14 protein-coding genes are annotated in these 13,587 nt (G+C 47.8%); 12 read left to right on the top strand and 2 right to left on the bottom strand.

The window, feature by feature from the left end; all coding sequences use genetic code 11:
- Window positions 1-49: 49 nt before the first annotated feature.
- The 12 genes from panB to ACMVP2_RS08345 all read left to right on the top strand — a co-directional run bounded on the left by panB (window position 50) and on the right by ACMVP2_RS08345 (window position 12,543).
- Window positions 50-871: a 3-methyl-2-oxobutanoate hydroxymethyltransferase gene (gene panB / locus ACMVP2_RS08400; protein WP_317488492.1), complete on the top strand. Its 822-nt coding sequence runs from the start codon at window positions 50-52 to the stop codon at window positions 869-871.
- 171 nt (window positions 872-1,042) lie between these two features.
- Window positions 1,043-1,591, top strand: coding sequence for a LemA family protein (locus ACMVP2_RS08395; RefSeq protein ID WP_416867385.1), 549 nt, complete (start codon window positions 1,043-1,045; stop codon window positions 1,589-1,591).
- Window positions 1,592-1,594: 3 nt separating this feature from the next.
- Window positions 1,595-3,499, top strand: coding sequence for a DUF2207 domain-containing protein (locus ACMVP2_RS08390; protein ID WP_416867384.1), 1,905 nt, complete (start codon window positions 1,595-1,597; stop codon window positions 3,497-3,499).
- 307 nt (window positions 3,500-3,806) lie between these two features.
- On the top strand, window positions 3,807-6,038 hold the full coding sequence (locus ACMVP2_RS08385) for an NADP-dependent isocitrate dehydrogenase (RefSeq protein ID WP_416867383.1): 2,232 nt from the start codon (window positions 3,807-3,809) through the stop codon (window positions 6,036-6,038).
- Between the two features lie 216 nt (window positions 6,039-6,254).
- The gene (locus ACMVP2_RS08380; protein ID WP_416867382.1) at window positions 6,255-6,887 is read left to right on the top strand and encodes an LON peptidase substrate-binding domain-containing protein; all 633 of its coding nucleotides are present in this window, start codon (window positions 6,255-6,257) and stop codon (window positions 6,885-6,887) included.
- A gap of 189 nt (window positions 6,888-7,076) precedes the next feature.
- Window positions 7,077-7,589, top strand: a complete 513-nt coding sequence (locus ACMVP2_RS08375) for an NADH-quinone oxidoreductase subunit A (protein WP_416867381.1) — start codon at window positions 7,077-7,079, stop codon at window positions 7,587-7,589.
- Window positions 7,589-8,125 (top strand): NADH-quinone oxidoreductase subunit NuoB, encoded by a 537-nt coding sequence (gene nuoB / locus ACMVP2_RS08370; RefSeq protein ID WP_151998140.1) that lies wholly within the window; start codon window positions 7,589-7,591, stop codon window positions 8,123-8,125. The genes ACMVP2_RS08375 and nuoB overlap by 1 nt, the downstream gene beginning before the upstream one ends.
- An 8-nt stretch (window positions 8,126-8,133) precedes the next feature.
- Window positions 8,134-8,658: an NADH-quinone oxidoreductase subunit C gene (locus tag ACMVP2_RS08365; RefSeq protein ID WP_416867380.1), complete on the top strand. Its 525-nt coding sequence runs from the start codon at window positions 8,134-8,136 to the stop codon at window positions 8,656-8,658.
- A 39-nt stretch (window positions 8,659-8,697) separates the two neighbouring features.
- Window positions 8,698-9,912: an NADH-quinone oxidoreductase subunit D gene (locus ACMVP2_RS08360; RefSeq protein ID WP_416867379.1), complete on the top strand. Its 1,215-nt coding sequence runs from the start codon at window positions 8,698-8,700 to the stop codon at window positions 9,910-9,912.
- Between the two features lie 129 nt (window positions 9,913-10,041).
- The gene (locus tag ACMVP2_RS08355) at window positions 10,042-10,674 is read left to right on the top strand and encodes a 2'-5' RNA ligase family protein (RefSeq protein ID WP_339790766.1); all 633 of its coding nucleotides are present in this window, start codon (window positions 10,042-10,044) and stop codon (window positions 10,672-10,674) included.
- 65 nt (window positions 10,675-10,739) lie between these two features.
- Window positions 10,740-11,942, top strand: coding sequence for a DNA polymerase IV (dinB, locus tag ACMVP2_RS08350; protein WP_416867378.1), 1,203 nt, complete (start codon window positions 10,740-10,742; stop codon window positions 11,940-11,942).
- A 109-nt stretch (window positions 11,943-12,051) separates the two neighbouring features.
- A complete protein-coding gene (locus tag ACMVP2_RS08345; protein ID WP_416867377.1) occupies window positions 12,052-12,543 on the top strand; it encodes a hypothetical protein in 492 nt (163 codons plus the stop codon).
- Window positions 12,544-12,587: 44 nt separating this feature from the next.
- On the opposite strand, the gene ACMVP2_RS08340 is transcribed toward ACMVP2_RS08345, so the two are convergent.
- Together ACMVP2_RS08340 and ACMVP2_RS08335 are read right to left on the bottom strand one after the other, a co-directional pair.
- Window positions 12,588-12,905: a DUF6787 family protein gene (locus tag ACMVP2_RS08340; RefSeq protein WP_416867376.1), complete on the bottom strand. Its 318-nt coding sequence runs from the start codon at window positions 12,903-12,905 to the stop codon at window positions 12,588-12,590.
- Complete coding sequence (locus tag ACMVP2_RS08335; protein ID WP_317488477.1) at window positions 12,902-13,579, bottom strand: RluA family pseudouridine synthase; 678 nt, start codon at window positions 13,577-13,579, stop codon at window positions 12,902-12,904. Before ACMVP2_RS08335 ends, ACMVP2_RS08340 begins: the two co-directional genes overlap by 4 nt.
- Window positions 13,580-13,587 lie beyond the last annotated feature (8 nt).

Raw genomic sequence — 13,587 nt, 5'->3', positions numbered from 1 at the left:
ATTTCTTATCGATAAGGCTTTTCTTTAATTTTCACCCAAAATCAGCAAGATGCCATCAGCCCGTTCCACGAATCTCAAGAAGATAACTACCCACCAGCTTCAGGAAATGAAGAACAGAGGGGAGAAAATAGCCATGCTTACCGCCTATGACTATTCCATGGCCAAAATATTAGATGGCTCAGGCATAGACGTCATTCTTGTTGGAGATTCTGCTTCCAATGTTATGGCGGGCAACGACACCACCTTGCCGATTACACTGGATCAAATGATTTACCACGCCACAAGTGTGGTTCGGGCGGTGGTTCGGGCTCTGGTCATTGTCGACATTCCGTTTGGTTCCTATCAGGGTAACTCTACTGAAGCGCTGCGATCGGCGATCAGGATCATGAAGGAGTCGGGGGGCCACGGCGTGAAGATGGAAGGCGGCAGTGAGATCAAGGAAAGTATTGTGAGGGTGCTGAGTGCAGGGGTGCCTGTGATGGGCCACCTGGGGTTAACGCCTCAGTCTATTTTCAAATTTGGCACCTACACCGTCCGGGCGAGGGAAGAAGCCGAAGCACAAAAGCTCATTGAAGACGCCAAGCTGCTGGAAGAAACAGGCTGCTTTGCCATCGTTCTGGAAAAAATACCGGCCAAACTGGCCAAAAAAGTAGCTGAGGCCGTCAGCATCCCGATTATTGGCATTGGTGCCGGGCCCGATGTGGACGGTCAGGTGCTTGTCGTGCACGATATGCTGGGCATCACCAAGGAATTTCAGCCGAGGTTCTTGCGCCGCTATGCCGACCTCGACAGCGTGATGACTTCTGCTGTAGAAAACTACATCGACGATGTGAAAAAGAACGACTTCCCAACGCAGGAGGAGAGTTATTAATCGATTAGGCCAAGCATTTGAAACTAGGTGACTTGAAAGTTCTTGCCTTGTTGAAAGTAGCAAATATCATTAATCTGAGGCCTTCACCCATGACATTGATCATAGATGATACTCCTGCCTTTTTTCTCTTTCCCCTTTGATGTATATTGAATCAAAAACCAATCCTGATCTATGATTTTTTACATCATCATGGGGGCGGCTGTCGTCCTCTTTCTCTACACTATCAGTGTTTACAACCGGCTTGTTAAGAACAAAAACATGGCTGAGGAGGCCTGGAGTGGCATCGACGTGCAGCTCAAAAAGCGGTACGACCTGATTCCTGCACTCGTAAATACCGTGAAGGGCTATGCCAGCCATGAAAAGGAGACGCTCGAAAACGTTATTAAATGGCGCAACATGGGAGTGTCGGCTAATACGGTAAAGGATCAGGAAAATGCAGAAATAGGCTTGAGTGCCGTGCTGGGGCGTTTGATTGCATTGTCCGAAAACTACCCTGACCTGAAAGCCAACGCCAATTTTCAAGACCTTCAAAAGCAGCTTTCCGAGATCGAAAACGCTATTCAGCTTTCCCGCCGCTACTACAACGGCGTAGTGCGTGACTTCAATATCACCATCGAATCTTTTCCAAGCAACCTGGTGGCATCCTCTTTTGCTTTTAGCAAGCGGGATTACTTTGAACTGGACAAAGCCCAGCGGGAAGCCCCTGAAGTAAAATTCTGAACCATGAAAAACCTAGTTGTATTTTTTTGTGCGAGCGTGATTTCGCTTGCTCTTGCCGCACAGGAAAGCCCTATTTTTGCTAATCAAGAGCGTGTCATATCCTATGAAAGCGATATTACTATTAACGTGGATGCTTCCATCGATGTGGTGGAAACGATCAGGGTTTATGCCAAAGGCAATGATATAAGGAGAGGGATTTATCGGGCATACCCGACAGAATACACGGACAAGGATGGATTTTCTGTTTCTATTGACTTTGAAGTAATGGAAGTGCTGAAGGACGGGGTGAGAGAGCCTTACCATACTGAAAGGGACAGAAATGGGGAAGTTGTTTATATAGGTCAGGAAAACGTATTTCTTGAACCTGGAGAATACACCTACACGATTAAATACGGGTCCGCAAAGCAGCTGGGCTTTTTCGACGACTACGACGAACTTTATTATAATATAAACGGTACGGGCTGGATTTTTCCAATAGAAAAAGTTACAGCTACTATCCACTTGCCTGAAGGTGCTGATATAGTCCAGTATAATGGTTACACCGGCACGGAGGGTGCTGACGGGAAGGACTTCGAGGTGACAGAGGAGGGCAATCAAATCACCTTTACCACGACCCGCCCGTTTCAGGCCTACGAGAACTTAACCATAGCCGTCGCCTGGCCGAAAGGAATAGTGACGGAGCCCGCCCGCCCACTCAAAGCATTTTACCTGTGGATGGAGGAGTGGTCAACTACTATTAGTGGCTGTGTGCTACTTTTGCTGCTACTCTACTGGTTCAGGGCCTGGCGCAAGGTAGGTATCGATCCACCAAAAGGCGCTATCATTCCGCTTTTTGACCCACCAAAGCACTTCTCTCCAGCCGATTGCTATTTTGTTTATCATGAGCAGTACGGGCAGAAGGCGCTCGCAGCGGACATAGTCGACATGGGAGTGAAAGGGCTCCTTACCATCGACTATAGCGGCAAAAAATTCACGCTGAAGAAAACAATGAATCCCGACTTGAAGTCGGTTTCGGAGGCACAAAGAAAGCTCTTTGATAAGCTTTTTTCCAGCTATCGGACTGAAGTTGTGCTCGAGCAGGCAAACCATAGTGCCATAGGGAGTGCAGTGAGTGCCCACGAAAAGGCTCTACGCAAAGAGCTCGATGGAATCTACTTCAAAATGAACAGGAGCTACATGTTTATGGCATTCCTGATTACCATTGTTGGCATGCTGGCACTTGTTCCGTGGGGGAAGTACGAAACCGGATTTCTCATTTTTATATTGCCGATTCTCAACCTCCCAATTATTGGCCTCGTTGCAGGCACCATCAGTTCGTTAATGACTTATTTTGAAAGGAAATACGGCCTTGGTGTCTTTATTGCGCTGCTCATTTTCACACTGCCCCTGCTTGGAGGTTACATGTACCTGGTGTACGCTTCTCTCATGGACTTATCCGTCGTAGCCATTGTGTTTGGATTTATCCTTGCCAACGGCATGTTTATTTACCTCATTAAAGCTCCCACTGTGGAAGGCCGAAAGGTGATGGATCAGCTGGAGGGGTTACGATTGTTTATGAAAACAGCGGAAGAGGACAGGTTCAATCGGCTCCAAAGCAAAGGGTCAGCGTTGGAGTTTTTCGAAAAACTACTTCCTTTTTCCATTGCTCTTGGTGTGGAAAACGAGTGGGGCGAGCATTTTGAGTCTTACCTGAAAGCCACGTCGAACGATGGCATGGATTATCATCCGATTTGGTATCACAATGCCTCAATGAGACACTTCAGCAGCAGCACATTTAGTAGCAGCATTAGCTCGAGTTTGACCTCCAACATTAGTAGCTCATCCACTGCACCCGGTAGTAGTTCAGGCAGTGGGGGAGGCGGCTCGTCGGGCGGCGGCGGCGGTGGCGGTGGCGGCGGTGGCTGGTAAAGTCGGTGTCAATCAGCACAGCGTGGTTAAATCAAATACCTTTCGTAATTGAGCTGGGTACACTATCGCCCTTTGGCTGTGAGAAATAGCAAAATTACTGTAATTTGGCGGCGCCGGAGGGAGGGTGATTTCTTCTTGCTTTCAATGGAATAATTTTCAAATGGTGAGTGAACAGAAAGTTATGGGAAAAACGGGATACTTCGGGTTCCGGCGATGTTCACTTGGCCGATTTTTCAATAAACAAGAAAACTAGCAATCATTTACATAAATCGCAGACCTAACTGGTCTTTTGAAACTCAGGAAACAAATGGCAAAACAAGGCAAGATCATTTACACCATTACAGACGAGGCGCCTGCATTGGCTACACATTCATTGTTACCAATCATTGAGGGATTCACGTCGCCAGCGGGTGTTGCAGTGGAGACGAGAGATATATCTCTTTCAGGAAGAATTATTGCAAGCTTTCCGGAAAGGTTGAAAGAAGGACAGCGCATCAATGACGACCTGGCGGAGCTGGGTGAACTTGCCAAAACACCAGAAGCCAACATCATTAAATTACCAAATGTCAGCGCCTCTATGCCACAGCTGGTGGCGGCGATAAAGGAGCTTCAGTCGAAAGGGTACAATTTGCCGGACTACCCTACAGAGCCAAAAAGTGATGAAGAAAAGGACATAAAAGTTCGGTACGGTAAAGTAATGGGGAGTGCGGTAAATCCTGTGCTTCGTGAAGGAAACTCCGACCGAAGGGCGCCACGGGCAGTGAAAGAATACGCCAGAAACAATCCTCATTCAATGGGCAAGTGGGAGTCAACTTCGAAGTCCCATGTAGCTTCCATGACAGACGGCGATTTCTATGGAAATGAGAAATCAGTCACCATGAACAAAGCCGGCGTCGTGAAAATAGAACATGTGGCAGCTAATGGCGCCCTAACTGTATTGAAGGAGAAATTGGCTCTGCAGGAAGGCGAAGTGATCGACGCTTCGGTGATGAGTGCAAGCAAATTAAGTGCGTTCCTGGAAAAAGAGATTGCCAAAGCTAAAAGTGACGATGTGTTGTTCTCAGTTCACCTGAAAGCAACCATGATGAAAGTGTCTGACCCGATTATTTTCGGTCATGCAGTGTTTGCCTACTTCAAGCCGGTGTTTGAAAAGCATGCCGCTATTTTTAAAGAACTAGGGGTAGATCCTAACAATGGAATGGGCGACTTGCTGGCGAAACTGGCGACACTTTCAGCCGATAAAAAGGCTGAAATTGATGCGGATATTAAAGCTTGCTACGACAAGCAGCCTCCCTTGGCAATGGTGAATTCTGACAAAGGGATTACCAACCTGCACGTACCAAGCGACGTGATTATTGATGCTTCGATGCCAGCCGCCATCCGTACTTCTGGCCGTATGTGGGGGCCTGATGGAAAGTCAAAAGACACAAAATTTGTGATTCCCGACAGGGCTTATGCCGGTGTTTATGAAGCAGTAATAGAAGATTGCAAGGCCAATGGAGCTTACAACCCAACTACTATGGGTAGTGTGCCAAACGTAGGCTTGATGGCTCAAAAGGCCGAAGAGTATGGCTCCCACGACAAAACTTTTCTGATTCCTGCTGCTGGAAAAGTGAGGGTAGCTGCTGCTGATGGCAGCACCCTGATTGAGCACGCAGTGGAGGTTGGCGATATCTGGAGAATGTGCCAGGCAAAAGATGCTCCGATTCAGGATTGGGTGAAACTGGCCGTAACCCGGTCTAGGCTGTCCAATACTCCGGCAGTATTCTGGCTGGATAAAAACCGTGCGCACGACGCTGAGTTGATCAAGAAAGTAAACACCTACCTCAAAGATCACGACACCAAAGGCTTGGAGATTAAAATTATGTCACCTGTAGAGGCTACGAAGTTCTCGGTGGAACGCATCAGAAAAGGTCTGGACACTATCTCTGTGACCGGCAACGTACTGCGTGATTACCTCACCGACTTGTTCCCGATTTTAGAGGTTGGTACCAGTGCGAAGATGCTTTCTATCGTGCCATTGATGGCTGGAGGAGGGCTGTTCGAAACAGGAGCTGGCGGTTCAGCGCCCAAGCACGTGCAGCAGTTCAACGAAGAAGGTCACCTGCGCTGGGACTCTCTGGGTGAATTCCTTGCTTTGGCGGCTTCATTGGAGCACTTGAGTATTGCCACAAGTAACCCTCGTGCACAGGTTTTGGCAGATACTTTAGACGCCGCTACCTCCAAGTTTTTGCAGGAAAACAAATCACCCTCTCGTGATGTGAATGAGATTGACAACCGTGGCAGCCATTTCTACCTGGCCATGTACTGGGCAGAAGCTGTGGCCGCTCAGGACAAGGACGCAGAACTGAAATCCATTTTTACCGGGGTTTATAAGAGCCTCAGCGAAAATGAAGCTAAGATCAACAAAGAGTTGTTGGCAGCACAAGGTTCGCCTGTTGACATTGGCGGCTATTACAAGCCTGATGAGGCTTTGACATTTGCAGCCATGCGCCCAAGTGCTACGCTGAATGCCGTTGTGGATGGTTTGAAGAAGTGATTGAATATTGGGTTGCTGGTTAGCTGGTAACAAAATTCATAAAGATGTCAGGATTGTCTAAGGTTGATGATCCTGACTTTTTTGTTTTAACTGGCAACGAAGATCTGTGTTGAGATAACAGAATGCTTTTCTAACGGTTATATAAAAACCGGTGAATGTTACTGAGTTTTTTATTTTGTGAACCCTTTTGTATGTTGACGCATTCTACCAACTGAGATGATCGAAAAGGAACTTCCATTATTTCCACTCAACCTGGTTGCCTATCCCGGCGAGGAGCTGAACCTGCATATTTTTGAACCGAGGTACAGGCAGCTGATCACGGAGTGTGTCAATACCAACACTACTTTTGGTGTTCCCTCTTATGTGCTCAGCAAAATCGAATATGGTACTGAGGTAAAAATTGTGAAGCTTGAGAAAACGTACGATGATGGGAGGATGGATGTGCGAACCGTTGGCATGGGTATTTTCAAAGTACTCGACTTTGTAAGCCCGTGGCCAGGTAAATTGTATGCCGGGGGCACAGTGGAAATGATAAAAGCTGACCACGACGGCGACGTCGTTTTACAGGAAGAACTGTTTAAGCTGGCCAACGACCTGTTCGAATGGCTGGGCATGGAAGGGCTTGTGAAATTTGACCAAAAAATGCTGACCTACGCCATTGCTCACAAGATAGGCCTGAGCAAAGAACAGGAATACGAGCTGCTAAAGACGACGTCTGAAAGGAAGAGGCAGGAGTTCCTCATTAACTACCTGAAGTTAACAATCCCCATTGTTAAGCAAATGGAGCAGGCCAAAGACCGCATTCGCCAGAACGGTCATTTCAAACACCTGGATGCGCTTGATTTTTAAGTGGTTCTTCATTCAAAGAATATCAGTATAAGAAACGTCATGCCTGCGAAAGCAGCCATCTCTGTTAATTGCCTACAACACATCAGCGTGAATGATTCATCTTTCCAACGACGATGTTCCAACCAGTTCAATCCATTATTTTAGTGCATCATTGGTCTGCATCAGTTACTTTAGCATAAAAAGACCTCTATGCCCGAGCTTTCAGGATTTGGCACCATACTTTTATTTATTATCGGAGGCTTTGTCTTCGTGCTGCTTTCCGTAGGCTTTGCTATGCTGGTCAGGCCCAACAGGCCCAATGTGGAAAAGCTGACCACCTACGAATGTGGTGAGGATCCATCCACCAGTGCCTGGGGCAAATTCAACGTCCGATTCTATATCGTTGCACTTATTTTTCTTTTGTTTGAAGTGGAGCTTGTCTTTCTTTTCCCATGGGCAACCGTCTTTGGGCAAAAAGAACTAGTAGACGCTACCGGTGGACTATGGGGCTGGTTCGCACTTGGAGAAATGACGGTCTTTGTATTGATACTGGCGCTTGGGCTTGTTTTCGCCTGGGCTAAGGGATATCTGGAGTGGGAGAGGCCAGTTGTTGCAGCCACCCGGATGGATTCAAAAGTGCCGGACGAACTATATGATGCAGTGAGCAAAAAAGTCAAAGAAGCCCGGTCGGTGATTCGGGTGATAAAGGAGGAGACAGTGTAATGGGACTACTAGACCAACAGTTAGGGCAAGGCGGAGTGATTATCACCAGAGTGGATGACCTGATCAACTGGGCCAGGCTTTCATCCATTTGGCCTATGGGGTTTGGCCTGGCATGCTGTGCCATCGAAATGATGGGCTCCATGGCCTCCAACTATGACCTCGACAGACTCGGAGTTTTTCCAAGACCTTCCCCACGGCAATCCGATGTGATGATAGTGGCGGGCACTGTTACCTTTAAAATGGCCGACAGAGTGCGACGCTTGTACGAGCAAATGGCTGAGCCACGCTATGTAATCTCCATGGGCTCATGCTCCAACTGCGGCGGGCCCTACTGGGAGCATGGCTACCATGTAGTAAAAGGGGTCGATCGCATCATTCCAGTGGACGTTTACGTGCCCGGGTGCCCCCCAAGACCAGAAGCATTGATTGGTGGCATATTGAAACTTCAGGAGAAGATAAGAGGCGAAAGCCTGATGGCTCCTGCGGCACTTGAAAGACTGATGGCGAAAAAAGCTGAGAAAGCAACGCAGGCTTAAACGAGGCAATGAGTCCTATATCAAGAACAGAAATGACCCACACCGACATCCAATCCCTTCTGCAATCTGAATTTGGTGCCTCATGCGTGCCGGAAACCATCGAAAATGCCACCCCAAAAGGCCTTGTTGTATCCGTCGAAAAACTTCAGGATGTATGTCTATTTCTACGGGACAACGAGCGAACCTTTTTTGATTCACTCTCCTGCCTCACTGCCATTGATAATGGCGTGGAGGCCAATACAATCGAGGTGAATTATAACCTGTATTCTATCCCTTACAACTCTCAATTACTCCTGAGGGTAATTGTTGCCAGAAACGAGGAAGGAGCAGAGCTGCCAATGATCCCTACTGTCAGCGATGTTTGGAAAACAGCAGAGTGGCATGAGCGGGAAGCTTTTGATTTAGTGGGAATCAAGTTCGACGGCCATCCCGATTTACGTCGCATTCTTTTGCCAACCGACTGGCAGGGCCATCCGCTGCGAAAGGATTATTCGACCCAGGAATATTACCACGGAATGAAAGTTGACTACTAACGATAATCAGAACACGACTAACCAATAGCAAGTAACCACTTGAGCACCGTTCAATACACATACGACCCCAGGCACCTCGAAGCCTCAGAGCCCACGAAGTATAAGCCTGAGGACCTAACGGAGGAGCAAATGTTGATCAATATCGGCCCGCAGCATCCATCTACGCATGGGGTTTTGCGGTTTGAAGTGATTACTGATGGCGAGGTAGTGGTCGATGTGGTGCCCCACCTGGGTTATTTGCACCGCTGCTTCGAAAAGCACGCTGAGAGCATGCCTTTCAATCAGGTCATTCCCTATGTCGACAGGCTTGACTATGTAGGCGCCATGAACAATGAGCACGCCTATGTAATGGGCGTGGAGCGCATGCTGGGTATTGAAAATGACATTCCGAAAAGAACTGAGTATATAAGAGTGCTTGTTGCCGAGCTCAACCGCTTGGCCTCTCACTTTGTGGCCATTGGCACCTACGGGCTTGATATTGGCGCCGTAACTCCCTTCCTCTGGATGATGCGTGACCGGGAACATATCCTGCGCATGCTGGAATGGGTCAGTGGCGCCCGCATGCTCTATAACTACATGTGGGTTGGCGGCCTCTTCTACGACCTGCCAGTAGGCTTCGAAGAGCGTTGCAAGGAATTTGTCACCTACCTCAAACCGAAGTTGGTGGAAACGAGAGACCTGTTGCTGAACAATAAAATCTACGTAGAGCGTACCGCCAATGTAGGGGTGCTGTCCCGTGACCTGGCTATCAACTACGGAGTGACTGGTCCCATGCTCCGTGCGTCGGGTTTGCGCTTCGACCTGCGCCGGATTGACGGCTACAGTGTATATCCGGAGCTTGATTTTGAAATTCCCGTTGGGGAAGGCACCGTCGGAACGGTAGGCGACTGCTGGGACAGGACGTGGGTGCGCTACAGGGAGTGTGAGGAATCTGTTAAGATCATTGAGCAGTGCCTGGAAATGCTGACCAAAGAGCACAAGCGAACCCGTGATTATGATCCACGAGCCATGGTTCCGAAAAAGATCAGACCTCAGGCGCAGGATTTTTATGTGCGTGCAGAAAACCCAAAGGGAGAGCTTGGCTTTTATTTCCGCACCGATGGCCGGAATGATGTGCCGGTTCGCTGCAAGGCCCGCTCGTGCTGCTTCTCCAACTTGTCGGTCGTTCCTGAAATATCGAGGGGCGTGCTTATCGCTGACTTCATCGCTATTGTGGGCTCAGTAGATTTTGTGCTGGGCGAGGTGGACAGGTGACTTTCTGTGCCATTTACTATCCGGAATTGCCGCAAACTCGGTTTTGCTAAATATTTTACTAATTTACGCTAAATATATTGACATTATAATTCTCTGATGCTATATTTGATAGCATAAAAGGAGGTAATTATGGTGACATACAAAATTCAGATATATCCTTCCCAGTCCATAACGGACTATGTGAGGGATCGTAAAGCACAAATACTTGACGAGTTTGGGCAGTACAAGTTCTACAATTCCCATCCTCACGTTAGTTTGTTTTCTTTTCAGGCAGACATCTCTCACGAACATCTTATCACGAAGGCATTAAAGGAAGCGTCTGTTTTTGTCGACTCGTTCGACATCTCGCTTAATGGATTTGCCTACCTGAAGAGCAACAGAGCTATTTACCTCAAGATCGGAAATGGGTCTCAGGTGGCCCGGATCAACCAGCTATTTTATCAGAAATTTAGAGAGTCTGCCAAAAGCTTTGGCATAAGGATGGTAGATCCTGTGTTTGCTAAATATCCGCACATGATTATTGGAAGTGAGTTTGAGCAGAAGGCCTTCTTGAAAGTACACCAGACATTCATCGACCAAAAATATAGAGAGACCTTTGCAGTTGATCAGGTGCGTTTGCTGAGAGACATAGGCAATGGCAAGAATGACTTCGTAGAAACCATCTCTTTGACGGAGAAAGTTGCTGTCAGTTTAAAATGGCCTGAGGAAAAAGTTTGGATGGTAAATGAGCCCCAGATGTCTTTGTTTTCTCATGTAGCCTAACAAGCACACCTATTTTTTAATCGGCTCTTTTCAAGAGGCTTTTAATCATTAACTGTATGGCAACTATGTGGTCACCTGCAACTGATCATCGCTCTATTATCCATATGGATTTGGACAGCTTCTTCGTATCCGTGGAGCGGCTGCAAAACGACTATTTCGTTGGGAAGCCACTTCTCATTGGTGGCGGTAGCGACCGGGGGGTGGTGGCTTCTTGTAGCTACGAAGCCAGAGCATTTGGCGTACACTCGGCCATGCCCATGCGCATGGCGAAACAGTTGTGCCCGGAAGCAATCGTGGTTCGTGGCGACATGGAAAGGTATTCCCAGTACTCCCGGATGGTCACCGAGATAGTGCATGAAGCAGTTCCTTCCTATGAGAAGTCATCTATCGACGAGTTTTATGTCGATTTAACTGGCATGGAAAAATTCTTTGGCTGCATGAAGCTCGCCACGGAACTAAAGGCACGGATCAGAAAAGAGACTGGCCTACCTATTTCCTTTGGACTTTCGGAGAACAAAACCGTCTCCAAAGTGGCCACCAATGAGTCAAAACCCGACGGACAGCGTCAGGTGGCTTATGGGACAGAGAAGGGCTTTCTTTCACCTCTGACGATTGACAAAATTCCGATGGTAGGGGAGAAGACGGCCTACACATTGCGAAAAATGGGTGTACAAAAAATCCACACACTGCAGCAGGTGCCCGTAGAGATGCTGGCAGCTGTTTTTGGGAAGATGGGCATTGTGATTTCGGAAAAGGCAAATGGCATAGATCGTACCCCGATTGTTCCCTACTCGGAGAGAAAATCTATTTCTACGGAAAGCACCTTTGAGCACGACACCATCGATGTGAAGAAGCTGGAGTCTATACTTGTGGCAATGACCGAGCAGTTGGCGTTCAAGCTTCGCAAGGAGCAGCAGCTGACCTCTTGCGTTACCGTAAAAATTCGCTACTCCGATTTCGATACCCATACCCTACAGCGGAAAATGCCGTACACCTCGGCAGATCACGTACTGATACCGATGGTGAAAGAGCTTTTCAAAAAAGCTTATAGCCGAAGGATGCTCATTCGCTTAATTGGCGTTCGGTTCAGCAGCCTGGTGCATGGCAACTACCAGATCAACCTTTTTGAAGACACCGAAGAGGGTATCAAGCTCTACCAGGCCATGGACAAGCTTCGTCAAAAACATGGGGATAAGGCCGTTGTTCGTGCCGTAGGCATGGGTGTATCGAGGCGGAGTTTCAATCCATTCAATGGGGTCGCTGCCTGATCAGCACCACCATACTGTCACTTTCATCGTGATATATGCCTTTCCTGTAATTGCGTTAACTGGCTAGTAGTCAATGCCGTATAGGTACCAGGACTAATCTCAATTACTTATGCTAACAAGAAAGAACTTTATTAAAAGGGCTGTTGCAAGTTCAGCACTACTAATTCCGGGAATATCGGCCATTGGCGGCACGACGCAGAACAGGCCAACACCCATCGATAGTGCGCTGGTAAAAGATTTCGTTTCCAAAGGCCATACCGACCTGGAAGGAACCAAACAGATGTTGGCAGAAATGCCGACGATACTTAACGCAACCTGGGATTGGGGAAATGGTGACTATGAGACCGCCCTGGGCGGGGCTTCGCACATGGGAAGGCCCGATATTGCTCAGTATTTGATAGACAAAGGAGCAAGGCTGGACATCTTCACGGCGGCCATGATGGGAAAGCTCGATTTGGTGAAAGTGATTGTGGCAACCTATCCAGCCTCACTCACCAGCGCCGGGCCTCATGGCATCACTCTGATGAAACATGCTGAGATGGGAGGAGAGGCGGCATTAAAAGTGGTCGAATACCTTAAGTCTCAGGGAATAGCGAAATAGACGGGTGAGGTAAAGGCGTTCGTGGTTGCAAGGGCGAATGACTTTTACTCAGGCCTTTTCCCACTAATTCTTCTAAACATTCTTTTTTCGAACTCCCAAAAGAAATTGAACTGCCCAAAAATGAAGCCGTAAAAAAGTAGAATGAGGTTGTAGATGGGCAGTATCAGGATGTAGTAAAGAATTGTCAGCAGGGTGTAGTATTCCTCTGAGGCGTGGATAAGGCGGAAGAGAGGCTTTTTCAAAAAAAGCACTGTAAAGCCAGTGCAGGCAAATACGATCAGCACGATTGCTACCTGCCAGCCGCTTTTCAGGTTCCATCTGTCCTTTAGTCGGGTTAACCAGCTTTCTTTTTCTTTACTCATGAAACTGCCTGCCAATAACTTTTGATAGGTAACGGAGCGTCCACTGTCATTGTTTCTTTTGTGACCGGGTGAGCAAATATCAACGTTTTTGCGTGTAAGTTGATACAGGAATCCTCGTTCGGAAACTGCTGACCATATTTTCGATCACCTTTAATGGGGCAACCCATCTTGCCCAGCTGAGCCCTTATCTGGTGCGGCCTGCCGGTCACCGGCCTTACTTCAAGAAGACAATAGTCGTGGAATACCTTCAGAACTTTGAACGACAACTCGGAGCGCTGCGCACTGCCTTTTTCCTTGTTGTAAGCTGTTACGGTATTTTTTTTTGAGTCTTTCTCGAGCCAGTGAACCAGCGTGGCTTCCTCTTTGGGAGGTCTTCTGGTAACCACGGCCCAGTATATTTTCTCGATGGTTCTTTCTCTGAAAGCCTTGGTCATCCGCTCCAAAGCCTTTGAGGTTTTGGCCAGCATCACCACGCCGCTTACCGGCCGGTCTATCCTATGCACCAGCCCCATAAAAACAAGGCCCGGTTTGTTATACTTTTCCTTAACATAGGCTTTTGCATAATCCACAAGTGAATCGTCGCCGGTATCATCTCCCTGCACCAACATGCCCCCGGGTTTGTTCACGATGAGCAAGTGGTTATCTTCGAACAGAATTAGTTTTCTAAAATCCACAAGTTTTT

The sequence above is a fragment of the Imperialibacter sp. genome (assembly GCF_048007035.1).
GTDB lineage: Bacteria > Bacteroidota > Bacteroidia > Cytophagales > Cyclobacteriaceae > Imperialibacter.
Note: the sequence above shows the minus strand (reverse complement) of the source record. Positions and strands in the feature narration are given on the sequence as shown.